Raw genomic sequence first — 25,530 nt, 5'->3', positions numbered from 1 at the left:
GGCCTTATGGTCGGGCTTTTTTTTGTCTCGAATTTGCGTGGGAGTGTTTTGCCATGGATCTGCGCCGCGGGTTGTTATTGGGATTGATCCTGTTACCGGGGATGGCTGCGGCCGCCGGCAAATGCGAGCGCCTTGTCGTCACCGGCAGCCCGGATGCGCCGCCGTACCTGTGGCAGGACCCGCAGAATCCCAAGCACTTGATCGGCGCCAGTGCCGACCTGTTGCAGCAAGTGGCCAAGGATCTGGGGATCAAGGTCGAGCTGCTCTACGCCGGCAAACGCGCGCAGGCCCTTGATGAAGTACGCAGCGGGCGCATGGACATGCTGGCCGACACGCCGCTGATGTTCAACGAGCTGGAAAACCTCGACTACATCTATCCGCCGTTGCTGGAAAACGACTATCTGGTGTGGACGCGCAAGGGCTCAACGCTGGTCTACAGCGAAGCCAGGGATCTGCACGGGCACACCGGCGGGCTGTCGGAAAAGTCTCGAATGACCCAGGCATTCGGCACTTTCGCCGAGCAGAATCTGACCCTGACCCGGACGGCAAACATCACTCAAGCCTTTCAGAAACTTCTGCTGGGTGAAGTCGAATATGTACTCGCCGGGCGCTACTCGGGCATGGCCGCCGCGCAGGCATTGGGCATGGCCAATGATCTGCTGGCGTTCGAGCAACCGATCGACCGACCGGGACTGTTCCTCGCGGTTTCGCACAACTCGGCCTGCAACGATCCGTGGTTGCGCGGACAGCTCGCTAAAAAGATGACAGAATTGCCCGCGTCCGGACTGACCGAAGCCGCGCTGCAACGCAACATCGAGCGCTGGAAGGCTCAGCAGCAACAGCCGCAGCCACCTGTCAGTGCCCCAAAACAGTAGGGATTCTTAGTGAGTATTCGACCTCTTTTCGCGGCCATGGCCGTTCTGGCCCTGGCCGGCTGCGCCAACGATCCTGCGCCCAATGAGCAAATGCGCCTGACCGAGCAGGCCATCACCCAGGCCAAGGCTGTCGGTGCGACCGCCGATGAACTGCCGGAAATGAAACTGGCCGAAGACAAGCTCAACCGGGCCAAGGGCAACATGACCGACGAGTCTTTCAAGAACGCCCGCATGCGTGCCGAACAGGCCGAGCTGGACGCACGTCTGGCAGAAGCCAAGGTGTTGACGCAAAAGAGCGAAGAGCAACTGAACGTGCTCAACACCCGCATCATCCGTCTGCGCAAGCAACTGGGAGATGCCCAATGAGCCTCAAGTCCAAAGCCCTCGGCGGGTTGATTCTGGCCGGTTGTGCAAGCCTCTACGGTTGCGCCGGTCAACACAGCGAAGCCGCCTTGCAGCAGGCCAGCAGCGACTTCCAGAAGGTCAAGGAAGATTCCAATGTGCTGCGTATCGCGCCCAAGGACGTGATCCGCGCCGGTGAATCGCTGGCCCGTGCCGATCGCCTGTCGACCTATTGGGGCAGCGGCTGGGATGTCGCGCATTACGCCTACCTGAGTCAGCGTTACAGCGAAATCGCCCGCGAACACACCAATCTGGTGCTCAACGAAGAGCGTGCGGCGAAGCTTGAGCTGGAGCGTCAACGCCTGCAACTGGCCCTGCGCGAGTCCAAACTGCTGAGCGTGCAGCAGCAGGGCAAGTGGCTCGAGGAGCAGATCGTCGCGCTGGCCACCACGCAAACCGATCGCGGCCTGGTCATGACCTTGGGCGACGTGCTGTTCGACACCGGCGAAGCGGAGCTGAAGAACTCGGCCAACCGTGTAGTGCTGAAGATCGTGCAGTTTCTGCAGCTCAACCCGAAACGCGTGGTGCGCATCGAGGGCTACACCGACAGCACCGGCGGCAAGCAGGAAAACCTCAAGCTGTCGCGTGATCGTGCGCAGGCGGTGGCCGATGTGCTGATGGACCTGGGTATCGAGGACAAGCGGATTCAGGTCGAAGGTTACGGCGACGAATACCCGGTGGACGTCAACGCTTCCGAGCGTGGGCGAGCACAGAACCGTCGGGTGGAAATTGTGTTCTCCGACGAAAAAGGCCAGCTCGGCGGCGCCCGCTGAGGGCTGCGTCTCTGGAAAGCCCGGCCTGTCATGCAGCGCCGGGCTTTTTTACGTCTGTCGAATAGCACGCAAATCCGTACAGTTGTAGCTGACACTGCACTGTACGGTCGACTATGGTGGCAACTGTCCCAGTACACTTCTAAACTGTTCCGGTATTGTTTCACACAAGAATAAAATGCCCGTGAAATCGAGTGCTGCGTCATGACCAACCTCTTGCTCTACCAACGTATTGCTCAACAGCTGGCGGAAGACATCCGGCGCGGTGTCTATCAGCCCGGAGAACGCGTGCCGTCGGTGCGCAAGATGAGTTCGCAGCTCAATGTCAGCCATGCAACGGTGTTGCAGGCTTACGCCAACCTCGAAGATCAGGGCCTGATCCGTGCACGGCCGCAGTCCGGTTACTACGTGCACCAGACCCCGGCACTGACAGCGCCGACCCCGGACATCGCCCGGGTCGAGCGGCCAGGCCTGGTCACCCGCGCCAGCATCATTCAGCAAGTGTTGGTCGAATCGCGGCGCGAAGGGGTGTTCCCGTTGGGCGCTGCGGTGCCGAGTGTCGATTACCTCCCGGTGCGCGCGCTGCATCAACAACTGGCCAAGGTCACCCGTTTCCATAGTCCGCGCGCGTTCAGTTACATGTTCAGCCCGGGTTTCGAACCGTTGCGCCGGCAAGTGGCGATTCGCATGCGCGACGCGGGTGTGGTGGTCGATCCATCGGAAGTAGTGATCACCCACGGGTGTGTCGACGCGTTGCAGATGTCGTTGCGCGTGTTGACCCGTCCAGGTGATCTGATCGCTGCCGAATCGCCAACCTATTACGGTCTGCTGCAACTGGCCGACCTGCTGGGTCTGAAAGTGATCGAGATCCCCAGCGATCCGGCCACCGGCATGAGCCTCGAAGCCTTGCAACTGGCGGCGAACCAATGGTCAATCAAGGCGCTGGTTCTGACCACCCGGCTGAGCAATCCACTGGGCGGCACCATGCCGGAAGAGCGGCAGAAACAATTGCTGCGCCTGGCCTCGGACTTCGATATCCAGATCGTCGAAGACGACATCTATGGCGAGTTGATGTTCGAACAGGGCCGCACCAAAGCCCTCAAGGCCTACGATCGACTGGATCGGGTGATCTACTGCTCGAGCTTTTCCAAGACGTTGTCGCCGGGGGTGCGCGTCGGCTGGATGATCGCCGGCAAGTATCAGCAGGAAATCCAGCGTCTACAGACCTTCACCACGCATTCGGCGTGCAGCGTCACGCAAATGGCGATTGCCGCTTATCTGGAAAATGGCGGTTATGACCGGCATTTACGGTACATCCGCCAGGAATACCGAAAAAACCTCAGCGCATTTCAGCTGGCGGTGCAGCAGTACTTCCCCGAAGGCACGCAAATGACCCGGCCCACGGGCGGTTTCATCCTCTGGGTGAGTCTGCCGGGCAGGGTCAATACCCAGGAATTGCACGTCCGCGCCTTGCAGCAGGGCATCAGTATTGCGCCGGGGCTGATCTTCAGTAATACCGAGCAGTTCAACCACTGCATCCGCCTGAACTGCGGCACGCCGTGGAATCGCGAGGCGGAAAGGGCGCTGATGACCCTCGGTTTGCTGGCGACTCAACTGTGTCAGGAAACCGCAGGCGGTTTCTGAACGAGTGGCGCACCGTGCTTGTCTTGTGACACTCAACAGGCGAGCATATGGCCCTCTGCCGTTAGTGTTGTGGGGCTCATGAAAGCGATTCTGCCTGCTGTCTGGATTTTGCTTGGTGTGTTGACGATGGGCCATGCGCCCGGTGTCATGGCAGCTGCCGTTCAGGAAAAGCCCGCAACGTCCACCCCGGCAAGCAAATCGGCCGCGAGCAAAAAAGCCGTTGCGGATAAAAAAGCACCGGCTAAGAAAGCCTCACAGAAGAAAGCCGCCCCGGTGAAGAAGCGTCCCCCGGTCGCTTCCAAGTCGAAATCGGCCACTGAGGTGGCTAAAACCAGACTGCCGCCGGCCAAACTGGACCTGAGCCTGCCCAAAGACATGGTTCAGCAACTCAAACCTGCCGGTACTGTGTCGATGCCCAAACACGAGGCGATCCTGCCGCAGATGTTCGGCGAGAAGAACAGCGGCTTCCAGCTCAACGGCCGCCTGCTCAGCAACGAAATGCAGTTGCAACTGCGCAACGAAGAGCGCCGCGATATTGAAGGCGCTGCGCTGGATTTCGAGTTCAAGCAATAAATTCAATCGAGCCGTGACCCGCGAACCAGACGCTTTGTCGGAGACTGGTCAGTCACATTCAGTTATCGGTAAAAACCCCGGTCCAGGGAATTTGAAACAACCGTTTTAGCGGTTACTCTGTCCGTGTCTCTTTAACACATTGCCCGTCGCGAGGACTTGCCCGTCATGAAATGCCGTGAAGGCTGTGGCGCTTGCTGCATTGCCCCGTCCATCAGTTCTGCCATTCCGGGCATGCCCAACGGCAAACCTGCCGGCGAACGTTGCGTGCAACTTTCGGTCGAAAACCTGTGCAGCATTTTCGGTCAGCCGGAGCGTCCGGCGGTCTGTTCAGGATTTGCCGCCGATGTCGAAGTCTGTGGCAGCAGCTCCGAGGAAGCGATCAAACTGATCGGCTGGTGGGAGCAGATGACGGCGGCGTGATGTGTCAAACGAACGGAACTTCAACAATAAGGAATAAGACTATGGGTTCGCTGCATCGTATCGCTGTGTTGTGTGGTTTGACCGCTGTGCTGGCTACTTCGATGGCTCAGGCCGAAGACTGGAAAGTCGCCAAGGAACAGGACGGGATCAAGGTCTCGCTGGCCGAAGTGCCGGGTTCGGATTACAAGTCCTATCAGGGGGTTGCCCTGATGAAGACCACCGTTGCCAAACTGCGTGCCTTGCAGGAAGACGTGGCCGGGGCCTGCGCCTGGATTCACGAGTGCAAAACCCAGAAGCTGCTCAAGCACGAGGGCGATCAGAGCTGGACCTACACCCAGTTCAATACGCCGTGGCCAGTGACCCCACGTGATTCGGTGTTGCACATCACCACCATTGAGGGCGCCGATGGCAGCCTGACCCGCAACCTCGAAGGCGTGCCGAAGTACATTCCCGAAGAGAAAGGCTTTGTCCGTGTCGCTCAGGTCAAAGGGTTCTGGAAGTTCGTACCCAAAGGTGATCAGGTCGAAGTGACCTATCAGGTGCACACTGAGCCCGGCGGCAGCGTGCCGAGCATGATCGCTAACAAGTTCGTGGTCGATGCGCCGTTCAATACGCTGAAAGCCCTGAAAGAACGCGCCGAGAAGTAACTCTTCGCGCTGACAGCAAAACGCCCCGACCGAATCGGGGCGTTTTGTTTTGTCGTTATATTGTGTTTCCAGATATGCGTTGGACGAAATTTTCACAAAGTGTTCCAGACAATTCGCCCGCGCAATTCAGCTTGTCCCCGCCCGAATGCTTGTATGAAAGAGTCGGGCAGTGGGGCAGTAATCAATGGCAATGCTGCCGTTGATCGTGCAACATTTGCGCACCGCGCACGCCCCGGGGCCTGGAATGGCCAATAGAGGGCATGGCGCCGCTGTATTTTGCAACTTCAACTTCCAATGGGTCCTAAAACGACATGGCAAACCCGGACGCCCTGAATCAGCAGCGATCTTCCACTCGCCTGCTGCAACCGACCGTCAAATCGCATCTGGCCTACACGCTGCTGTGTGCTCTGGTCATGATGGTGATGTTTTCCGTGCTGCGCCTCGCGCTGCTGGTCTACAACCGCGAGATGATCCTCGATACCCCGGCTTCGACCTTCCTCGAAGCCTTCGCCAACGGCCTGCGTTTCGACCTGCGCCTGGTGGTCTACATCTGTGTTCCGCTGCTGCTGGCACTGTTCAGCGCCCGTGCAATGGCTGCGCGTGGCTTCTTCCGTCTGTGGCTGACCGTCGCGTCCAGCATCGCGCTGTTCCTCGGCCTGATGGAAATGGACTTCTACCGTGAGTTCCACCAGCGCCTAAATGGCCTGGTGTTCCAGTACGTGAAGGAAGACCCGAAAACCGTGATGAGCATGCTCTGGTACGGTTTCCCGGTAGTGCGTTACCTGCTGGCGTGGGTCATCGGCACCGTGATCCTGACCCTGGCCTTCAAGGGCGCCGACCGTGCGACCCGTCCACGCGGCCCGTTCAGCGGTGGCAACGTCGGCACCCGTCAGGTGGCGCCGTGGTACACCCGCCTGGCGGTGTTCGTGGTCTGCCTGCTGATCTGCGTCGTAGCCGCACGTGGCACCCTGCGTCAGGGCCCGCCGCTGCGTTGGGGTGACGTGTACACCACCGAATCGAACTTCGCCAACCAGCTCGGCCTCAACGGCACGCTGTCGCTGATCGCCGCTGCCAAGGACCGCATGGGCGAGGATCGCAACAACATCTGGAAAGCCACGCTGCCGCAGGAACAGGCGCAGAAAGTGGTGCGCGAGATGCTGGTGATGCCGGACGACAAACTGGTCGATGCCGACATCGCTGCCGTGCGTCGTGACTACACGCCGCCGGCCGACAAGACCCTGCCGATCAAGAACGTGGTCGTGATCCTGATGGAAAGCATGGCCGGTCACTCGGTCGGCGCCCTGGGCGCACCGGGCAACATCACACCTTACCTCGACAAACTGTCGAAGGAAGGCCTGCTGTTCGACCGCTTCTTCTCCAACGGTACGCACACCCACCAGGGCATGTTTGCAACCATGGCGTGCTTCCCGAACCTGCCAGGTTTCGAATACCTGATGCAGACCCCGGAAGGCAGCCACAAGCTGTCCGGTCTGCCGCAGCTGCTCAGCGCGCGCAAGTATGACGACGTGTATGTCTACAACGGCGACTTCGCCTGGGACAACCAGTCGGGCTTCTTCAGTAACCAGGGCATGACCAACTTCGTTGGCCGTAACGACTTCGTCAATCCGGTGTTCTCCGATCCGACCTGGGGCGTGTCCGACCAGGACATGTTCGACCGTGGTCTGGTGGAGCTGAAGGCACGGGAAAACGGCAAGCCGTTCTACGCGCTGCTGCAAACCCTGTCCAACCACACGCCGTACGCCTTGCCGACACCTTTGCCGGTCGAGCGCGTGACCGATCGTGGCACGCTCAACGAACACCTGACCGCCATGCGTTACGCCGACTGGGCACTGGGTCAGTTCTTCGAGAAGGCGCGTAAAGAGCCGTACTTCAAGGAAACCCTGTTCGTCATCGTCGGTGACCACGGTTTCGGCAACGAGCGCCAGATCACTGAAATGGACCTGGGCCGCTTCAACGTGCCGATGCTGATGATCGCCCCGGGCATTCAGGAAAAATTCGGCACCCGTGACCACACCGTGGGTACGCAGATCGACATCGTGCCGACCATCATGGGCCGTCTGGGTGGCGAAGTGCGTCACCAGTGCTGGGGCCGCGACCTGCTCAACCTGCCGGCCGGCGACACCGGTTTCGGTGTGATCAAGCCGTCGGGCAGCGAGCAGACCACCGCCATCGTCACCGCCGACCAGATCCTGGTGCTGCCGAAAGAGAAGGAAATGGCGCCGAAGATCTACCAGTACCAACTGGGCGCGAACCCTTCTGCCGAGATCATTCCGGACGCACCGCGTACCGCCGAACTGAAGCTCAAGCTGGAAGCGTTCTTGCAAACGGCGACCAAGAGCCTGATGGACAACACTGCCGGTGTGATCAACGGCAAGCCGGACTGATAAAACCGCTGCATAAAAAAGAGGCCCCTGAGGGCCTCTTTTTTTTGTCTTGGGGTTTTATATCCTGCCAAGTAACAGCAAGACCAGCAGCACCACCAACACCACGCCGATAATGCCCGAAGGACCATAACCCCAACTTCTGGAGTGCGGGAAGACCGGCAGACCACCGATCAGCAACAGGATCAGGATAATGATAAGAATTGTGCCCATGTCGATTTCCTTGTTTATAGCGTTCGAGAAGACTTGGTGTTCAAGGGCGACTGGAGGCTAACTAATTCCAGACGGCTTACAAATTCCGACTGGTGCGAATGAAAGAAAATTCAATGTTTTTTTAATGTATTTGGATTACTCGTTTATTTCCTTTAAAGCGCGAGATCAAAAGATCGCAGCCTTCGGCAGCGCCTACATGAATTCCCTGTAGGAGCTGCCGAAAGCTGCGATCTTTTGATCCTGTATTCAGCAATCTGATGGAGCGTGGGTGGCCAGTGTTCCTTCGCTACACTCCGCGCATCTCCTACGGAACAACAAGGCTGTCTGCTATGCAAAATCGCATGATGATCACGGGTGCGGGCTCAGGTTTGGGTCGCGAAATCGCGCTGCGCTGGGCGCGTGAAGGCTGGCAGCTGGCCTTGTCCGACGTCAGCGAAGCTGGCCTGCAGGAAACCCTGAAGCTGGTGCGCGAGGCCGGTGGTGACGGTTTCACCCAACGTTGCGATGTGCGTGACTACAGCCAGCTCACCGCGTTTGCCCAGGCTTGCGAAGTGAAGCTCGGCGGTATCGATGTCATCGTCAACAACGCCGGTGTGGCGTCCGGCGGGTTCTTCAGCGAGCTGTCGCTGGAGGATTGGGACTGGCAGATCGCGATCAACCTGATGGGGGTGGTCAAGGGCTGCAAGGCGTTCCTGCCGCTGCTCGAACAGAGCAAAGGCAAGATCATCAACATCGCTTCGATGGCTGCACTGATGCAAGGCCCGGCGATGAGCAACTACAACGTGGCCAAGGCCGGTGTAGTGGCGTTGTCGGAAAGTTTGCTGATCGAACTGGCGCAGCAGGAAGTCAGCGTGCATGTGGTCTGCCCGTCGTTCTTCCAGACCAACTTGCTCGACTCGTTCCGTGGCCCGACGCCGGCCATGAAAGCCCAGGTCGGCAAGTTGCTGGAAAGTTCGCCGATTACGGCTGCCGACATCGCTGACTATATCTACCAGCAAGTGGCCGCCGGCGAATTCATGATCCTGCCGCACGAGCAGGGGCGCATGGCCTGGGCGATCAAACAGAAGAACCCGCAACTGATCTACAACGAAATGACCACCATGGCCGATAAAATGCGCGCCAAGGCCAGACAAACCAACGGCTGAACTTGCCCCGAGGATGTTGCGTCGTTAGGGTGGCCGCAATGGTCACCCTGTCGAGACGCATCAATGCTCAATTACCTGTGGTTCTTCCTCGCGGCGCTGTTTGAAATCGCCGGTTGTTTCGCCTTTTTCATGTGGCTGCGTCAGGGCAAAAGTGCCTTGTGGGCGATCCCGGCGCTGCTCAGCCTGACCCTGTTCGCGCTGTTGTTGACCCGCGTCGAAGCGGCTTACGCCGGGCGCGCCTATGCCGCGTATGGCGGAATCTACATCGTCGCGTCGATCGGCTGGCTGGCGGTGGTCGAGCGCGTTCGCCCTTTGGGTTCGGACTGGATCGGCGTGGCGCTGTGCGTGATCGGCGCGAGCGTGATTCTGTTCGGTCCGCGCTTTTCCGCTGCGTGAGGCGAGGCTGTTTAGCGATTTGCAGGAAACGTCTGACGGGCGCAGCGCTTGTGGGTGTAGGGCAAGACTGAATTGCTCACGACGTATTGTCGAGCGCGCGCCCACCGCGCATCTTCAGGGCTGGCTAACCCTGAAGGACGAACTCCATGCTTGTACTCAGCCGTGTTGTGGGCGAGTTGATTTCCATCGGTGACGACATTTCCGTGCGCGTACTGTCAGTCAACGGTTCCAGCGTGCGCTTTGGTGTCGAGGCGCCGCAGAAGGTCAATGTGCACCGTTCTGAAGTTTATCAGCGGATCCAGCGCAAACAGGTCACCGAAAAGGTCCGCTAGTCGAACAGATGCTTGGGCACATCGTGTTTGAGCATCAACTGGCATTGTTCGCTTTCCGGGTCGAAGACGATCAGCGCCTGGCCTTTGGTCAGCGCCTGGCGCACGCGCAGCACGCGGGTTTCCAGCGGTGTGTCATCACCGTTGTCGGTGCCGTCGCGGGTGACGAAGTCCTCGATCAGGCGGGTGAGGGTGTCGACTTCAAGAGCGTCGTAGGGAATCAGCATGGGCACCTCGGCTAAATCAATGGCGGGATGCTACGGCGATTGGTGGCTGGCTGCCAGTTTTGTGTAGGCGGGTCTGGCCCCATCGCTGGCAAGCCAGCTCCCACAGAGTTTGTTGATGTACACAAACAGGTGATCCACCTCGAAAACTGTGGGAGCTGGCTTGCCAGCGATGGGGCCAGTCCAGCCACCACAGAACCCCGGATCAACTGTCGGAGCGCTGTCCCACCAGACTGTCCACCGACGGCACTCGCGTATCGCTCTCCATCTGCGTCTCATGTTCGATCTGGTGACTGAAGCGATCCAGCGAAGCATTGGCCGGCGCCGCATCGCTGGCAAATACCGGCGGACTCAGAATGTACGCCCCAAGCAAACGACTGAGCGCCGCCAGACTGTCGATGTGCGTACGTTCATAACCATGGGTCGCGTCGCAGCCAAAGGCGAGCAGGGCGGTGCGGATATCGTGCCCGGCAGTCACCGCCGAATGCGCATCGCTGAAGTAATAGCGGAACAGGTCGCGCCTTACCGGCAGTTCGTTTTCACCGGCCAGACGCAGCAAATGCCGCGACAGGTGATAGTCGTAAGGCCCGCCGGAATCCTGCATCGCCACGCTCACTGCGTGTTCGCTGGAGTGCTGGCCGGGCGCGACCGGCGCAATGTCGATGCCGACGAACTCGCTGACATCCCACGGCAAGGCTGCCGCCGCGCCGCTGCCGGTTTCTTCGGTGATGGTGAACAGCGGGTGACAGTCGATCATTAACTCCTGACCGCTGTCGACGATGGCCTTGAGCGAGGCCAGCAGGGCTGCAACGCCAGCCTTGTCATCGAGGTGACGGGCACTGATGTGACCGCTGTCGGTGAACTCCGGCAGCGGGTCGAACGCCACCACGTCGCCGACGCTGATGCCCAGCGATTCGCAATCGGCCTTGGTTGCGCAATACGCATCCAGACGCAGCTCGACGTGATCCCAACTGATCGGCATCTCGTCAACGGCAGTGTTAAACGCGTGCCCGGAGGCCATCAGCGGCAGCACGCTGCCGCGTATTACGCCATTATCGGTGAACAGGCTGACCCGGCTGCCCTCGGCAAACCGGCTCGACCAGCAACCGACCGGGGCCAGGGTCAGACGACCGTTGTCTTTCACTGCGCGCACGGCGGCGCCGATGGTATCCAGGTGCGCGGAGACGGCGCGGTCGGGGCTGTTTTTCTTGCCCTTGAGGGTGGCGCGAATGGTGCCGCGACGGGTCATTTCGAAAGGGATGCCAAGTTCTTCCAGACGCTCGGCGACGTAGCGCACGATGGTGTCGGTGAACCCGGTAGGGCTGGGAATGGCGAGCATTTCCAGCAGGACTTTTTGCAGGTAATTCAGATCCGGTTGAGGGATTTGAGTGGTCATGGAAACTCCTGATGAGTTGAGGCGCATCGATGGTTTCGATGAGGGAATTTGTGTTGCCTGTCAGGGCCTCATCGCTGGCAAGTCAGCTCCCACAGTGATTGGGTACACCGGTAAACCTGTGGGAGCTGGCTTGCCAGCGATGGGGCCGTTTCAGGCTCTACATGATCAAGAAACAGCCGGCTGACTGTGCGGAAACAACAGATCGACAAATCGCTCCGCCGTCGGCTGCGGTTCATGATTGGCCAGCCCCGCGCGTTCGTTGGCTTCGATAAACACGTACTCCGGCTGATCCGCCGCCGGCACCATCAAGTCAAGGCCAACCATTGGAATATCCAGCGCCCGCGCTGCGCGGACGGCGGCATCGACCAGGGTCGGGTGCAGAATCGCCGTAACGTCTTCCAGCGTGCCACCGGTGTGCAGATTGGCCGTGCGACGGACGAACAGGTGCTCGCCCGCCGGCAGGATGCTGCTGTAGTCATACCCGGCCGCGTGCAGGGTGCGTTGGGTTTCGTGATCCAGCGGGATCTTGCTCTCGCCACTGGTAGCGGCTTGCCGACGCCGGCTCTGCGCCTCGATCAATGCACCGATCGAATGATGGCCGTCACCGACCACCTCGGCGGGACGACGAATCGCTGCCGCCACCACTTCAAAACCGATCACTAGAATTCGCAGGTCGAGGCCTTGGTGGAAGCTTTCCAGCAGTACGCGGCTGTCGAAACGCTTGGCGGCTTCGATGGCCTGCTGCACCTCTTCGATGCTCTGCAGATCCACCGCCACGCCCTGGCCTTGTTCACCGTCGAGCGGCTTGACCACCACACGCTGATGCTCGTCAAGAAACGCCAGGTTGTCGTCGGCGTTGCCCGCCAGTTGCTGCGAAGGCAGCTTCAGGCCGGCGCCTTTCAACACTTTGTGGGTCAGGCTTTTGTCCTGGCACAGACTCATGCTGATCGCGCTGGTCAGGTCGCTCAACGATTCGCGGCAACGTACCCGGCGCCCGCCATGGCTGAGGGTGAACAGCCCGGCTTCGGCATCGTCCACTTGCACGTCGATGCCGCGTCGATGTGCTTCCTCGACGATGATCCGCGCATAAGGATTGAAATTGGCTTCCGGCCCGGGCCCGAGGAACAGCGTCTGATTGATGCCGTTCTTGCGCTTGATGGCGAAGGTCGAGAGGTTGCGAAAACCGAGCTTGGCGTAAAGATTTTTGGCCTGACGGTTGTCATGCAGCACCGACAGATCCAGATAACTCAGGCCGCGACTCATGAAGTGCTCGACCAAGTGCCGCACCAGCACTTCGCCGACACCGGGCCGCGAGCACTGCGGATCCACCGCCAGGCACCACAGGCTGCTGCCATGTTCCGGATCGTTGAAGGCTTTCTGGTGATTGAGGCCCATGACGCTGCCGATTACCGCGCCACTGTCTTCATCTTCGGCCAGCCAGTACACCGGGCCGCCCTGATGATGGGGGGTCAGGCGCGTGGCATCGATCGGCAACATGCCGCGTGCCTGATAAAGCAGATTGATCGCTTGCCAGTCCGCTTCGCTTTGCGCGCGGCGAATGCGGAAGCCGCGAAACACGCGGGTGGCCTGGCGGTAATCGCTGAACCACAGGCGCAGAGTATCGGATGGGTCGAGAAACAGTTGCGTTGGTTCCAGACCGAGAATCTGCTGCGGTGCGGCGACATAAAGGGCGATATCGCGTTCGCCGGGCTGCTCGTTGAGCAGTTCCTGCGCCAGCGTCGCCGGGTCAGGGAAAGTGTGGCCGATCAGCAGCCGACCCCAACCGCAATGTACGGCGATGGGGTCGGCGCCGAGTTCGCTGCCGTCTTCGGCCAGACGCGCCTGCAAGCGTTCATACGACGGTGTCTGACCGCGTATCAGGCGCTGATTGATCGCTGTGGCGTGAGGTTTCATCAATCAGATTCCTTGTTCACTGAGCCACAGGTTCAGGGCCGCCAGTTGCCACAGTTTCGAGCCGCGCAACGGCGTCAGTTGGCCTTGCGGATCAGTCAGCAGTTTGTCGAGCATGGCCGGGTTGAACAGGCCGCGATCCTGGCTCGGATCCAGCAGCAGTTCACGCACCCAGTTCAGGGTGTCGCCTTGCAAGTGCTTGAGGCCCGGCACCGGGAAGTAGCCTTTCTTGCGGTCGATCACTTCACTCGGGATCACCAGGCGCGCGGCTTCTTTGAGCACCTGTTTGCCGCCATCGGGCAGCTTGAACTGGCCGGGAATCCGCGCTGACAGTTCAACCAGTCGATAGTCGAGAAACGGCGTGCGAGCCTCCAGGCCCCAGGCCATGGTCATGTTGTCGACGCGTTTGACCGGGTCATCCACCAGCATCACCGTGCTGTCCAGACGCAGCGCTTTATCCACCGCCGCATCAGCTCCGGGTTGAGCGAAATGCTCCTTCACGAAGTCGCCGGCCGCGTCATTCGCGGTCAGCCATTTCGGTTGCACGGTGGCGGCGTAGTCGTCGTAGCTGCGGTCGAAGAACGCCGCGCGATAGGCTGCGTATGGATCCGCCGCACCGTCGACTTGCGGGTACCAGTGATAACCGGCGAACAGCTCATCCGCGCCCTGGCCGCTTTGCACCACTTTGCAGTGCTTGGCCACTTCGCGCGACAGCAGGTAGAAGGCGATGCAGTCGTGGCTGACCATCGGCTCGCTCATCGCACGGAACGCAGCGGGCAGTTGCTCGATGATCTCTTTTTCGTCGATGCGCAATTGATGATGTTGAGTGCCGTAGTGCTTGGCGATCAGATCGGAATACTGGAATTCATCGCCACGCTCGCCGCCGGCATCCTGAAAACCGATGGAAAAGGTCGACAGGTTTTCCACCCCGACTTCTCGCAGCAGGCCGACGAGCATGCTTGAATCGACACCGCCGGAAAGCAGCACGCCGACATCCACCGCTGCGCGTTGACGGATTGCCACGGCCTCGCGGGTGCTGTCGAGTACACGGTCGCGCCAGTCTTCGAGGGTCAGGTTTTTCTCGTCGTCGTGTGGGCCGTAGGGCAGGGTCCACCAGGTTTTCTGTTCGGTGCGGCCATCGGCTTCGACGCGCATCCAGGTCGCTGGCGGCAGCTTTTCGATGCCCGCGAGCAAGGTGCGTGGAGCGGGCACCACCGCGTGGAAATTCAGATAGTGGTTGAGCGCCACCGGATCGAGGATCGGGTTGATGTCGCCGCCCTTGAGCAGCGCCGGCAGGGCCGAGGCAAAGCGCAAACGCTGGCCGGTGCGCGACAGGTACAAAGGCTTCACGCCGAGACGGTCGCGAGCGATGAACAGGCGCTGGGCATCGCGCTCCCAGATAGCGAACGCAAACATGCCGTTGAGCTTCGGCAGCAGCGCTTCGCCCCAGGCGTGGTAGCCCTTGAGCAGCACTTCGGTGTCGCCGCCGGAATAGAAGGCGTAGCCCAGCGCTTCGAGTTCGGCGCGCAGTTCCGGGAAGTTGTAGATCGCGCCGTTGAAGGCCAGGGACAAACCCAGTTGGCTGTCGATCATCGGCTGCGCCGAGCCGTCCGACAGGTCCATGATTTTCAGGCGACGATGGCCGAGGGCAATCGGCCCTTGGGCATGGAAGCCCCACGCGTCGGGGCCGCGAGGGGCCAGGTGATGGGTGATTCGCTCTACCGCTGCAAGGTCTGCAGGTTGATGATCAAAACGTAACTCGCCAGCTAATCCGCACATAAAGTCCTTACCGGTTTTTCCGTTGGGGAGGGGTCATTCAAGTCTGGCCAAAATGGCCGGTACTCAGAAACTGACCCGCTGCAGATGTGGGAGTTTTAGAACGATGAGTTATAAGAGGGGGCGACTGACCAGCGGCCAGTCGCGATTTTTCATTTGCCGCGAATCAACGTGCGCAGCGCGAAACGGTTGGGATGGCAGGCCTCGGCGACGCTTCGGGGCAGCGGCAGCGGCTCGTTGTCCAGCCACGCCGCGAGCAGTTCGCCAGACAGCGGCGCGGTGATCAGCCCGCGTGAACCGTGGCCACTGTTGATGTACAGGCCATCAAGCCACGGGCAGGCGATGTCCGGCACTTGTCGCGCATCCTTGCTCAAAGCCGCGTAGGCCTGAGCGAAGGCTGCGCGGTCGGCGAGGGGGCCGACGATCGGCAGGTAGTCGGGACTGGTGCAGCGGAATGCGGCGCTTCCCTCCAGAGTTTCCGGGGGCAGTTGATTGATGTGCAGGCGCGCCACCAGATCGCTGGAGATCTCTTCGAGCATCGCCAGATTGCCCAGGTGTTCGGCGGTGGTCGGCGTCAGGTCATCGCTGTTGAAGTCGAAACTCGCGCCCAGCGTGTGTTCACCCAGACGTGCCGGGGCGACATAACCTTCGGCGCAGACCACGGTTCGCAGCGCCTGGCTCTCGGCGGTCTGCGACAGGCGCGTGATCTGCCCGCGAATGCGCTTGAGTGGCAGCTCGGCACTTTGCGCAAAACGTTTGATCTCCGCCGCGCCGGCCAATATCACCACCGGCGCGCTGGCGAGCACGCGCTCGCCGTCGAGGGCTTGCCACTGACCCTCGACCTTGCGCAGTTCCAGCACTTCGTGATGCTTGAGCAGTTCGATGTTTGCTTGCGCGGCTTGCGCCTGGCACAGCGCGGGTGGATGCACCCAGCCCCCTTCAGGGTAGAACAGGCCGCCATGGGCCACGGCGATTCCGGCCTGAGTTGCGGCTTGCGGCTGATCGAGACAGTGCACCAGATCTTCCGGGAACGCCGCGGCCAGTTGCGCCTGACGCTCGGCTTCCTTGGCATTGAAAGCCAGTTGCAGCACGCCGCAATCGTCCCAGTCGGTGCCGCGTTGCAGGGTTTCCAGCAGACGACGGGTGTAGCCGAAGCCGCTGATGATCAGTTGCGACAACGCGGTGCCGTGGGCCGATAACTTCAGGTACAGCACGCCCTGCGGATTGCCCGACGCCTCCTGCGCCACGGCCTCGTGACGCTCCAGCAGACTGACGTGCCAACCGCGCGCGGCGAGACTGGCAGCGGTCGCGCAACCGGCCAGCCCGGCGCCGATCACCAGCGCGCGACGCTCGTCGGTCAGCGGGGCAGGGCGGGCGAACCACGGTTTGTCCGGCAGCGGCGGCGCGACGTCCTGCGGCCAGCCGAGAAACTCGCCGCGCAGGATCTCCCACTTGTGGCCGATGCCCGGGGTGCGTTTCATCTTGAACCCGGCGGCGTTGAGCAAGCGTCGCACCCAACCGGTGCTGGTGAAGGTGCTGATGGTCGAGCCCGGCGCAGCCAGTCGCGCCAGTTCGGCGAACAGTTCGGCGGTCCACATGTCGGGGTTTTTCGCCGGGGCGAAACCGTCGAGAAACCATGCATCAATCTGCGCATCGAGTTGCGGCAGTTGCTCCAGCGCATCGCCGATCAGCAGCGTCAGCGTCACGCGGCCATTACCGAGAACGATCCGCTGAAAGCCCTGATGGATCGCCACGTACTGCGTCAGCAGTTGATCGGCCAGTGGCTTGAGCTGCGGCCACAAGGCCAGCGCCCGTTGCAGATCGGCCGGGCTCAACGGGTATTTTTCGACGCTGACGAAATGCAGCCGCGCACCGGCCACCGCGTGCTGTTCGAACAACTGCCAGGCGCAAAGGAAATTCAGCCCGGTGCCGAAGCCGGTTTCGCCGATCACCAGTCGCCCGTGCGCCGGCAGCGCGGCAAAACGCTCGGCCAGACGGTTCTGTTCGAGGAATACGTAACGGGTTTCATCCAGCCCCGACTGATCGGAAAAATACACATCATCGAACACCCGCGAGCGCGGACGTCCGTGGTCATCCCAGTCGAGTTGGGCGTGGGGCAATACAGGTTTCATGGCAGGCTCGGCAACGACAAGGCGGCCATTCTAGCTGATCGGGCGCAGGGTGCTTGATCCATGGCAAGGCCTGGCTGTGCAGCCTCGAAGACAATTAACGATTTGGGCGCGGATCAGAGCAACCTGTGGCGAGGGGATTTATCCCCGATCGGCTGCGTAGCAGTCGCAATCCCGCTACCAGCGTGCATCTGGCGTTGAATGGCTTTGGGGCCGCTGCGCTGCCCATCGGGGATAAATCCCCTCACCACAGAGTTTTTCTTGAAGCCAAAAGGAGCGGAATTTCTCCGTCGTGCCCATGCCCAATCCGCTAGTCTTGCTGAATCCTGGAAGGAGCCATCCCCATGTTTGAATCCGCCGAAATCGGCCATGCCATCGACAAAGAGACTTACGACGCGGCGGTGCCTGCACTGCGCGAAGCGTTGCTGGAAGCACAGTTCGAGTTGCAGCAGCAGAAGCGTTTTCCGGTGATCATTCTGATCAACGGCATCGAGGGCGCCGGCAAGGGCGAGACCGTCAAGTTGCTCAACGAGTGGATGGATCCGCGTCTGATCGAGGTGCGTACTTTCGATCAGCAGACCGATGAAGAGCTGGCGCGGCCACCGGCGTGGCGTTACTGGCGGATGCTCCCGGCCAAGGGGCGGATGGGGGTGTTCTTCGGTAACTGGTACAGCCAGATGCTTCAGGGCCGGGTTCACGGTCTGTTCAAGGATCCACGGCTGGATCAGGCGATCAACGCCGCCGAGCGTCTGGAAAAGATGCTCTGCGATGAAGGCGCGCTGATCTTCAAATTCTGGTTTCACCTGTCGAAGAAACAAATGAAAGCGCGACTCAAGGCGCTGGCCGACGACCCGCTGCACAGCTGGCGCATCAGCCCGCTGGACTGGCAGCAATCGCAGACCTACGACAAGTTCGTCAAATACGGCGAGCGCGTGTTGCGCCGCACCAGCCGCGACTACGCGCCATGGCACATCATCGAAGGCATGGACGCCAATTATCGCAGTCTCGCCGTCGGCAAAATCCTGCTGGAGGGCCTGCAGAATGCGCTCAAGCGCCCTGAGGTGCATACCGAAGAGGTCAACGCGGCGCCGTTGGGCACGGCGGTCGATCAACTCAACTTGCTCGACAGCCTCGACCTGAACCAGCGACTGGAAAAGAAGGACTACGAAGAACAACTGATCACCGAGCAGGCGCGGCTGTCCGGGCTGATGCGTGACAAGCGCATGCGCCGCCACGCACTGGTGGCGGTGTTCGAAGGCAACGATGCGGCGGGCAAGGGCGGGGCGATTCGTCGGGTCGCGGCGGCGCTCGATCCGCGTCAGTACAGCATCGTGCCGATTGCCGCGCCCACTGAAGAGGAGCGCGCGCAGCCGTATCTGTGGCGCTTCTGGCGGCACCTGCCGGCGCGGGGCAAGTTCACCGTGTTCGACCGCTCCTGGTATGGCCGGGTGCTGGTGGAGCGGGTCGAGGGCTTTTGCAGTCCGGCCGACTGGCTGCGGGCCTACAGCGAGATCAACGATTTCGAAGAGCAGATCGCCGACGCCGGAGTCATCGTCGTCAAGTTCTGGCTGGCGATCGATAAGGACACCCAGATGGAGCGCTTCCAGGCCCGCGAGCAGATTCCGTTCAAGCGCTTCAAGATCACCGAGGACGACTGGCGCAACCGCGACAAGTGGGACGCCTACCGCGCCGCCGTGGGCGATATGGTCGACCGTACCAGCACCGAGATTTCGCCGTGGACGCTGGTCGAGGCCAATGACAAACGCTGGGCCCGGGTCAAGGTACTGCGCACGATTAACCGAGCGCTTGAGGAAGCTTTCGCGAAGTCCGACAAACGCGCGAAAAAACACAAGGACTGAGCCGATGGACACGCATACGCGGGGTGAATGATTGTCGCGGTCGGCGGCAGGGTGGACTTATGCTCGATCCACTCTCCTCCGACAACAACAATTGAGGTATGCCATGCGTGAAGTGGTGATCGTCGACAGCGTGCGGACCGGCCTGGCCAAGTCCTTTCGCGGCAAGTTCAACCAGACCCGCCCCGACGACATGGCGGCCCATTGCGTCAACGCGCTGCTGTCGCGCAATGACATCGACCCGGCCAGCGTCGAGGACTGCATTGTCGGCGCCGGATCCAACGAGGGCGCGCAGGGTTACAACATCGGCCGCAACGTGGCGGTGCTGTCGCGGCTGGGCACCGGCGTGGCCGGCATGACCCTCAACCGTTTCTGCTCGTCGGGGTTGCAGGCGATTGCGATTGCCGCCAACCAGATCGCCTCCGGTTGCAGCGACATCATTGTCGCCGGCGGCGTCGAATCAATCAGTCTGACCCTGAAAAGCGTCAACACCGACCACCTGATCAACCCGTTGCTCAAGCAGCAGGTGCCGGGCATCTACTACACCATGGGCCAGACCGCCGAAGTGGTCGCGCGCCGTTATGACGTCAGCCGCGAGGCGCAGGATCGTTACGCGCTGCAAAGCCAGTTGCGCACTGCCCAGGCGCAAGCGGCCGGGCTGTTCAATGATGAAATTGTGCCGATGGCGGTCAAGTACCGGGTCGAGGACAAGAACAGTAGTGAGGTGCAGATCCTCGACGGCATCGTCGATCACGACGACTGCAACCGACCGGACACCACTTACGAAAGTCTCGCCGGGTTGAAACCGGTGTTTGCCGAGGACGGTTCAGTGACGGCCGGCAACTCCTCGCAGTTGTCCGACGGCGCGTCGATGACCCTGGTGATGAGCCTGGAAAAAGCCCTGCAACTGGGACTCAAGCCGAAGGCGTTTTTCCGTGGTTTCACCGTCGCCGGTTGCGAGCCGGACGAAATGGGCATCGGCCCGGTGTTCTCGGTGCCGAAACTGCTCAAGGCCAAAGGCTTGCAGGTGGCGGACATTGATCTGTGGGAGCTGAACGAGGCGTTTGCTTCGCAGTGTCTGTATGCCCGGGATCGGCTGGAGCTCGATAACGACAAGTACAACGTCAACGGCGGCTCGATTTCCATCGGCCACCCGTTCGGCATGACCGGGTCGCGGCAGGTCGGGCATCTGGTGCGTGAGTTGCAGCGGCGTAATTTGCGTTACGGCATTGTGACCATGTGCGTGGGGGGCGGGATGGGGGCGACGGGGTTGTTTGAGGCTGTTCGTTAAACCTGCAGATAATTGTCGGCATTCAAGCCGTCATCGCTGGCAAGCCAGCTCCCACAGGTTCTGAAGGTGTTGCCTGTATTTGTGAACACCCTGGATCACTGTGGGAGCTGGCTTGCCAGCGATGGGATCAACCTGATAACCGGTTGGAATCCAGAAGCTGCATCCGCGCGATATACGCCTGAATTTCCTGCTCAGCCTTATCCGGGGAATCGAACGGCCCCTCAAGGGTGTTCTCCCGCGTGCTGAAAAACAGTTCGCCATTGACCCGGCACAACCGGTCGCTGCGAAAGTGCGTGGCGGGGGCGCTGTCATCGGCGCGCATTCCGTACATGATCCGGCTCCTTGATTGATCCGTTGCAGGGATCCAATCAGCTTATGCCTGAAGCACTTGGCGCGCCTCGTCAATCGATCAACGGCAAAGCGTCAATTTAATGCTGCGACCTGCACAGTTTCATTCGCGGCCTGGCCCGAACTGTCCCTGTGTTGCATCTGACGGCGGGCCTAGAATGATCGCTCTTGTCAGCAGGCATTGGGGTTCGCATGCACATTTCATCCGGTCGCTGGGTTTACGGTCTGTTCCTGGCGCTGCTGACGGCGTTTTTGTGGGGCATCCTGCCGATCAAACTCAAACAGGTGCTGCTGGTGATGGACCCGATCACCGTGACCTGGTTTCGCCTTTTGGTCTCCGGCGGCTGCCTGTTCATCTACCTGGCGGCCACCCGACGCCTGCCGAGCCGCAAGGTGCTCGGCCCCCGGGGTGGCTGGCTGGTGCTGATGGCGGTGCTCGGGCTGGTGGGCAACTACGTGCTGTACCTGATGGGCCTTAACCTGCTCAGCCCCGGCACCGCGCAACTGGTGGTGCAGATGGGGCCGATCATGTTGCTGATTGCCAGCCTGTTCGTGTTCAAGGAGCGCTTCAGCATCGGTCAGGGCATTGGCCTGGCGGTGTTGCTGATCGGCTTCGTGCTGTTCTTCAATCAGCGTCTGGCTGAACTGCTCACCTCATTGTCGGACTACACCGCCGGCGTGTTGCTGGTGCTGCTGGCCTCGACGGTCTGGACCTTCTACGCACTGGGGCAGAAGCAATTGCTCACGGTGTGGAATTCGTTGCAGGTGATGATGGTGATCTACCTGTTCTGCGCGCTGTTGCTGACACCGTGGGTGCATCCGCTCGAAGCACTGGAACTGAGCCCGGTGCAGGGTTGGCTGTTGCTGGCGTGCTGCATGAACACGCTGATTGCCTACGGTGCCTTTGCTGAAGCACTGGCGCACTGGGAGGCCTCGCGGGTCAGTGCGACGCTGGCGATCACGCCGTTGGTGACCTTTGGCGCGGTGGCGATTGCCGCCGGGGTGTGGCCGGAATATGTGCATGCCGAGCAGATCAATGGGCTGGGTTATGGCGGGGCGGTGCTGGTGGTGCTGGGGTCGGCGCTGGTGGCGTTGGGGCCGTCGTTGATTGCCGGGTTGAAGGCGCGGCGGATGCGGGTGGCCTGAAAAAGCAAAAGATCGCAGCCTGCGGCAGCTCCTACAATGGAAATGCGTTCCCCTGTAGGAGCTGCCGCAGGCTGCGATCTTTTTGCTGTTAACCCTTGGCGCCAGCCTCAATCATGTTCTCCGGCCGCACCCAGGCATCGAACTCTTCATCGGTCAGATAGCCCAGCTGCAGCGCCGCCTCACGCAAGGTCAGGCCTTCGCCGTAAGCCTTTTTGGCGATTTCCGCCGACTTGTCGTAACCGATGTGCGGGTTCAGCGCTGTCACCAGCATCAGGCCGCGTTCCAAGTGTTTGGCCATGACTTCGGCGTCGGGTTCAAGACCGGCGATGCAGTGCTGCTGGAAGTTGCTGCAGCCGTCGGCGAGCAGGCGGATCGATTGCAGCAGGTTGTGGATGATCACCGGTTTGTACACGTTCAGTTGCAGGTGACCCTGACTCGCCGCGATGCCGATGGTGACGTCGTTGCCCAACACCTGGCAGGCGAGCATCGACAACGCTTCGCACTGGGTCGGGTTGACCTTGCCGGGCATGATCGAGCTGCCCGGTTCGTTCGCCGGCAGCTTGACTTCGGCAAAGCCTGCGCGAGGGCCGGAGCCGAGCAGGCGCAGGTCGTTGGCGATTTTCATCAGCGCCACGGCGAGGGTCTTCAATGCGCCGGACAGACTGGTCAGCGGCTCATGCCCGGCCAGCGCGGCAAACTTGTTCGGCGCAGTGACGAACGGCAGGCCGGACAGCGCGGCGAGTTCGGCAGCAATCGCTTCACCAAAGCCGTGCGGCGAATTCAGACCGGTGCCGACGGCAGTGCCGCCCTGCGCCAGTTCACACACCGCCGGCAGCGCGGCGCGGATCGCCCGTTCGGCGTAATCCAGCTGCGCTATAAAGCCCGATAGCTCCTGACCGAAGGTGATCGGCGTCGCGTCCATCATGTGCGTGCGGCCGGTCTTCACCAGTTTCATGTGGCGTGCGGCCAATTCGGCCAGGCCGCCGGACAGCTCGGCGATCGCCGGCAGCAATTGCTCCTGCACGGCTTTGGCAGTGGCGATGCTCATGGCGGTAGGGAAGCAGTCGTTGGAGCTTTGCGAGCGGTTGACGTGATCGTTGGGGTGCACCGGCGTCTTGCCGCCGCGCGGGTTGCCGGCCAGTTCGTTGGCGCGACCGGCGATCACTTCGTTGACGTTCATGTTGCTCTGGGTGCCGCTGCCGGTCTGCCAGACCACCAGCGGAAACTGGTCATCGTGCTGGCCGTCGAGGACTTCGTCGGCGGCCTGTTCGATCAGGCGGGCGATGTCGGCGGGCAGGTCGCCGTTGCGGTCGTTGACCCGGGCGGCGGCTTTCTTGATCAGGGCCAGGGCGTGCAGTACCGGCAGCGGCATGCGTTCCTGACCAATGGCGAAGTTGATCAGCGAGCGTTGCGTCTGAGCACCCCAGTAGGCGTCGTCCGGGACTTCGATCTGGCCCAGGCTGTCGGTTTCGATACGGCTCATCGTGCACACTCCTGTTGGTCTGTTTGCGCAGTTTAGGCCCGGTCAGGCCCAGGTGGTTCCCTCGAACCGATTGTTGACCGGTAAAACCCGGCCAATCAAGCGCGGCAAGGCTCGGGGGTTGAGCCACGAGGTTTTTTAGGCGCAGAATGGTCGCCCTTGGGGTTTTACCTCGCCTAGCTGAAAAGGAAACTCGATGACTCGTCTTCGTGCCATCTGCACCGCGGTTGCACTGGTTTGCGCCAGCGGCCAGGTGCTTGCCGATACCGCCAGCCACAACGCCAGTGCTGAAGCTTTCCTGACCCTGGCGCACGCTGACAAGCTGGGCACTCCGGTGTACATGCAAGTGCAGCAAATGTTCGCTCAGCGTTTTGAACAGACCAAAGCCCCGGAATCCAAGAAAGCCGTACTGGAAACCTACCAGGCCAAGGCCAACGCCGCCCTGGACCAGGCCATCGGCTGGAACAAGCTCAAGCCTGACATGGTCAAGCTCTACACCAGCAACTTCAGCGAATCGGAGCTCAAAGACCTGGTCGCGTTCTACCAGTCGCCACTGGGCAAGAAAGTCCTGGAGAAAATGCCGCAGCTGACCCAGCAATCGGCCCAGATGACTCAGGCCAAGCTGGAAAGCGCCGTGCCTGTCGTCAACAAGTTGCTCGACGACATGACCAACGAGCTGGCACCGAAAGGCGCTGCGCCGGCCAAGAAGAAGTAAGCGGAGTTCGTGATGACCATGCAACAACGCATCGAATCGACGCTGGGCCTGCTGCAGCCTGAGCATCTGCAAGTGCTGGACGAAAGCCACATGCACAGTCGCGGGTTACAGACGCACTTCAAGGCAGTGGTGGTCAGCGCGCAGTTCGAAGGCCTGAACCGGGTCAAGCGCCACCAGAAAGTCTACGGCACGCTCGGCGAGCTGATGGGCGAGTTCCATGCGTTGGCGCTGCACACCTACACCCCGCAGGAATGGGCAGAAGTGGGCGCCGCTCCGGCGTCGCCGACCTGTGCCGGCGGTAGCAAACATTAAGATCAAAAGATCGCAGCCTGCGGCAGCTCCTACATTGGATTGAGTTCCCTGTAGGAGCTGCCGCAGGCTGCGATCTTTTTTGCTAGAATCCGCAACGCGCCGCTCACCCGGCGCGTTTTTTTTGAATCCGGTTCACCCTTTGCGAGGGTAGCCACCTGGAGAAATACCCATGACACAACCGATTGTCGTGGCGGCACTGTATAAGTTCGTCACCCTCGAAGATTACGTTGACCTGCGCGAGCCTCTGCTGCAAGCGATGGTCGACAATGGCATCAAAGGCACCCTGCTGATCGCCGAAGAAGGCATCAACGGCACCGTGTCCGGCAGTCGCGAAGGCATCTACGGCCTGCTTGCCTGGCTGAAGAACGACCCGCGCATGATCGACATCGACCACAAAGAGTCGTACTGCGACGAGCAGCCGTTCTACCGCACCAAGGTCAAGCTGAAGAAAGAGATCGTGACCCTCGGCGTCGAAGGCGTGGACCCGAACAAAAAGGTTGGCACCTACGTTGAGCCGCAGGACTGGAACGCGCTGATCAGCGACCCGGAAGTGCTGCTGATCGACACCCGCAACGACTACGAAGTGGCGATCGGCACATTCGAAGGCGCCATCGATCCGAAAACCACCAGTTTTCGCGAATTCCCCGACTACATCAAAGAACACTTCGACCCGGCCGTGCACAAGAAGGTCGCGATGTTCTGCACCGGCGGCATTCGCTGCGAGAAAGCCTCCAGCTACATGCTGGGTGAGGGTTTCGAAGAGGTTTACCACCTCAAGGGTGGCATCCTGAAGTACCTCGAGGAGGTGCCGCAGGAAGAAACCAAGTGGCAGGGCGACTGCTTCGTGTTCGACAACCGGGTGACCGTGCGTCACGACCTCAGCGAAGGCGACTACGATCAATGTCATGCCTGCCGCACACCGGTCAGTGTTGAAGATCGTGCTTCCGAACATTACGTGGCCGGCATCAGCTGCCCGCATTGCTGGGACAAGCTGAGCGAGAAAACCCGCCGCAGCGCCATCGATCGGCAGAAGCAGATCGAACTGGCCAAGGCGCGCAACATGCCGCACCCGATCGGCTACAACTATAAACAAGCATCCACCGAGGCTTAATCATGTCTGCGCGCCTGCT

At 60.8% G+C, this 25,530-nt stretch carries 25 protein-coding genes; 17 read left to right on the top strand and 8 right to left on the bottom strand.

The window, feature by feature from the left end; genetic code table 11:
• Positions 1-53: 53 nt before the first annotated feature.
• The 8 genes from JN524_RS05000 (at position 54) to JN524_RS04965 (ending at position 7,736) form a co-directional block, all read left to right on the top strand.
• Positions 54-875 (top strand): substrate-binding periplasmic protein, encoded by an 822-nt coding sequence (locus tag JN524_RS05000; RefSeq protein ID WP_098964995.1) that lies wholly within the window; start codon positions 54-56, stop codon positions 873-875.
• A 9-nt stretch (positions 876-884) separates the two neighbouring features.
• Positions 885-1,241 carry a DUF4398 domain-containing protein gene (locus JN524_RS04995; protein ID WP_202368703.1) on the top strand — a complete coding sequence of 119 codons (357 nt, stop codon included), beginning with the start codon at positions 885-887 and terminating at the stop codon, positions 1,239-1,241.
• Positions 1,238-2,050 carry an OmpA family protein gene (locus JN524_RS04990; RefSeq protein ID WP_202368702.1) on the top strand — a complete coding sequence of 271 codons (813 nt, stop codon included), beginning with the start codon at positions 1,238-1,240 and terminating at the stop codon, positions 2,048-2,050. The genes JN524_RS04995 and JN524_RS04990 overlap by 4 nt, the downstream gene beginning before the upstream one ends.
• A 201-nt stretch (positions 2,051-2,251) precedes the next feature.
• Positions 2,252-3,691, top strand: coding sequence for an aminotransferase-like domain-containing protein (locus tag JN524_RS04985; RefSeq protein ID WP_003226969.1), 1,440 nt, complete (start codon positions 2,252-2,254; stop codon positions 3,689-3,691).
• A gap of 78 nt (positions 3,692-3,769) precedes the next feature.
• A complete protein-coding gene (locus JN524_RS04980) occupies positions 3,770-4,264 on the top strand; it encodes a translation initiation factor 2 (protein WP_202368701.1) in 495 nt (164 codons plus the stop codon).
• Positions 4,265-4,429: 165 nt separating this feature from the next.
• Positions 4,430-4,684, top strand: coding sequence for a YkgJ family cysteine cluster protein (locus tag JN524_RS04975; RefSeq protein WP_041069283.1), 255 nt, complete (start codon positions 4,430-4,432; stop codon positions 4,682-4,684).
• A gap of 41 nt (positions 4,685-4,725) precedes the next feature.
• The gene (locus tag JN524_RS04970) at positions 4,726-5,331 is read left to right on the top strand and encodes an START domain-containing protein (RefSeq protein ID WP_202368700.1); all 606 of its coding nucleotides are present in this window, start codon (positions 4,726-4,728) and stop codon (positions 5,329-5,331) included.
• 311 nt (positions 5,332-5,642) lie between these two features.
• Positions 5,643-7,736 (top strand): LTA synthase family protein, encoded by a 2,094-nt coding sequence (locus JN524_RS04965; protein WP_202368699.1) that lies wholly within the window; start codon positions 5,643-5,645, stop codon positions 7,734-7,736.
• 57 nt (positions 7,737-7,793) lie between these two features.
• On the opposite strand, the gene JN524_RS04960 is transcribed toward JN524_RS04965, so the two are convergent.
• Positions 7,794-7,952, bottom strand: coding sequence for a DUF3309 family protein (locus JN524_RS04960; protein WP_169432680.1), 159 nt, complete (start codon positions 7,950-7,952; stop codon positions 7,794-7,796).
• Between the two features lie 323 nt (positions 7,953-8,275).
• Here JN524_RS04960 and JN524_RS04955 point away from each other — a divergent pair, with 323 nt between their 5' ends.
• From JN524_RS04955 to csrA, 3 genes are all read left to right on the top strand, one after another.
• On the top strand, positions 8,276-9,091 hold the full coding sequence (locus tag JN524_RS04955; protein ID WP_007965649.1) for an SDR family oxidoreductase: 816 nt from the start codon (positions 8,276-8,278) through the stop codon (positions 9,089-9,091).
• A 63-nt stretch (positions 9,092-9,154) separates the two neighbouring features.
• A complete protein-coding gene (locus JN524_RS04950) occupies positions 9,155-9,487 on the top strand; it encodes a YnfA family protein (protein ID WP_202368698.1) in 333 nt (110 codons plus the stop codon).
• 146 nt (positions 9,488-9,633) lie between these two features.
• Positions 9,634-9,819 carry a carbon storage regulator CsrA gene (gene csrA / locus JN524_RS04945; protein WP_027612397.1) on the top strand — a complete coding sequence of 62 codons (186 nt, stop codon included), beginning with the start codon at positions 9,634-9,636 and terminating at the stop codon, positions 9,817-9,819.
• Here csrA and JN524_RS04940 read toward each other — a convergent pair.
• The 5 genes from JN524_RS04940 to mnmC all read right to left on the bottom strand — a co-directional run bounded on the left by JN524_RS04940 (position 9,816) and on the right by mnmC (position 17,255).
• Complete coding sequence (locus tag JN524_RS04940; protein WP_003192759.1) at positions 9,816-10,043, bottom strand: YheU family protein; 228 nt, start codon at positions 10,041-10,043, stop codon at positions 9,816-9,818. The two genes, csrA and JN524_RS04940, sit on opposite strands and share 4 nt — an antisense overlap.
• A gap of 202 nt (positions 10,044-10,245) precedes the next feature.
• On the bottom strand, positions 10,246-11,436 hold the full coding sequence (locus JN524_RS04935; RefSeq protein WP_202368697.1) for an osmoprotectant NAGGN system M42 family peptidase: 1,191 nt from the start codon (positions 11,434-11,436) through the stop codon (positions 10,246-10,248).
• Between the two features lie 165 nt (positions 11,437-11,601).
• Positions 11,602-13,350, bottom strand: coding sequence for an N-acetylglutaminylglutamine synthetase (ngg, locus tag JN524_RS04930; protein WP_202368696.1), 1,749 nt, complete (start codon positions 13,348-13,350; stop codon positions 11,602-11,604).
• Between the two features lie 3 nt (positions 13,351-13,353).
• The gene (locus JN524_RS04925; protein WP_047598738.1) at positions 13,354-15,126 is read right to left on the bottom strand and encodes an N-acetylglutaminylglutamine amidotransferase; all 1,773 of its coding nucleotides are present in this window, start codon (positions 15,124-15,126) and stop codon (positions 13,354-13,356) included.
• 149 nt (positions 15,127-15,275) lie between these two features.
• Entirely contained in the window at positions 15,276-17,255 is a 1,980-nt protein-coding gene (gene mnmC / locus JN524_RS04920; protein WP_202368695.1) for a bifunctional tRNA (5-methylaminomethyl-2-thiouridine)(34)-methyltransferase MnmD/FAD-dependent 5-carboxymethylaminomethyl-2-thiouridine(34) oxidoreductase MnmC, read from the bottom strand.
• A gap of 341 nt (positions 17,256-17,596) precedes the next feature.
• Here mnmC and pap point away from each other — a divergent pair, with 341 nt between their 5' ends.
• Together pap and JN524_RS04910 are read left to right on the top strand one after the other, a co-directional pair.
• Positions 17,597-19,111, top strand: a complete 1,515-nt coding sequence (gene pap, locus JN524_RS04915) for a polyphosphate:AMP phosphotransferase (protein ID WP_047598735.1) — start codon at positions 17,597-17,599, stop codon at positions 19,109-19,111.
• A 103-nt stretch (positions 19,112-19,214) separates the two neighbouring features.
• Entirely contained in the window at positions 19,215-20,399 is a 1,185-nt protein-coding gene (locus JN524_RS04910; RefSeq protein WP_202368694.1) for a thiolase family protein, read from the top strand.
• A 127-nt stretch (positions 20,400-20,526) separates the two neighbouring features.
• Here JN524_RS04910 and JN524_RS04905 read toward each other — a convergent pair whose 3' ends face one another.
• Positions 20,527-20,730 carry a DUF6316 family protein gene (locus tag JN524_RS04905; protein WP_202368693.1) on the bottom strand — a complete coding sequence of 68 codons (204 nt, stop codon included), beginning with the start codon at positions 20,728-20,730 and terminating at the stop codon, positions 20,527-20,529.
• A 209-nt stretch (positions 20,731-20,939) separates the two neighbouring features.
• Between JN524_RS04905 and JN524_RS04900 the strand changes: the two genes are divergently transcribed.
• Positions 20,940-21,893, top strand: a complete 954-nt coding sequence (locus JN524_RS04900; RefSeq protein WP_202368692.1) for a DMT family transporter — start codon at positions 20,940-20,942, stop codon at positions 21,891-21,893.
• Between the two features lie 88 nt (positions 21,894-21,981).
• Here the strand turns inward: JN524_RS04900 and JN524_RS04895 are convergent, their stop codons facing one another.
• A complete protein-coding gene (locus JN524_RS04895; RefSeq protein WP_202368691.1) occupies positions 21,982-23,376 on the bottom strand; it encodes a class II fumarate hydratase in 1,395 nt (464 codons plus the stop codon).
• Positions 23,377-23,569: 193 nt separating this feature from the next.
• Between JN524_RS04895 and JN524_RS04890 the strand changes: the two genes are divergently transcribed.
• From JN524_RS04890 to trhO, 3 genes are all read left to right on the top strand, one after another.
• Positions 23,570-24,088, top strand: coding sequence for a DUF2059 domain-containing protein (locus JN524_RS04890; RefSeq protein WP_003226938.1), 519 nt, complete (start codon positions 23,570-23,572; stop codon positions 24,086-24,088).
• Positions 24,089-24,100: 12 nt separating this feature from the next.
• Positions 24,101-24,400, top strand: coding sequence for a BolA family protein (locus tag JN524_RS04885; RefSeq protein WP_003226935.1), 300 nt, complete (start codon positions 24,101-24,103; stop codon positions 24,398-24,400).
• 169 nt (positions 24,401-24,569) lie between these two features.
• Positions 24,570-25,511: an oxygen-dependent tRNA uridine(34) hydroxylase TrhO gene (gene trhO, locus JN524_RS04880; protein WP_202368690.1), complete on the top strand. Its 942-nt coding sequence runs from the start codon at positions 24,570-24,572 to the stop codon at positions 25,509-25,511.
• Positions 25,512-25,530 lie beyond the last annotated feature (19 nt).

It is taken from the genome of Pseudomonas sp. MWU318 (assembly GCF_016756945.1).
GTDB lineage: Bacteria > Pseudomonadota > Gammaproteobacteria > Pseudomonadales > Pseudomonadaceae > Aquipseudomonas > Aquipseudomonas putida_A.
This window is presented reverse-complemented; position numbering and strand designations above follow the sequence as displayed.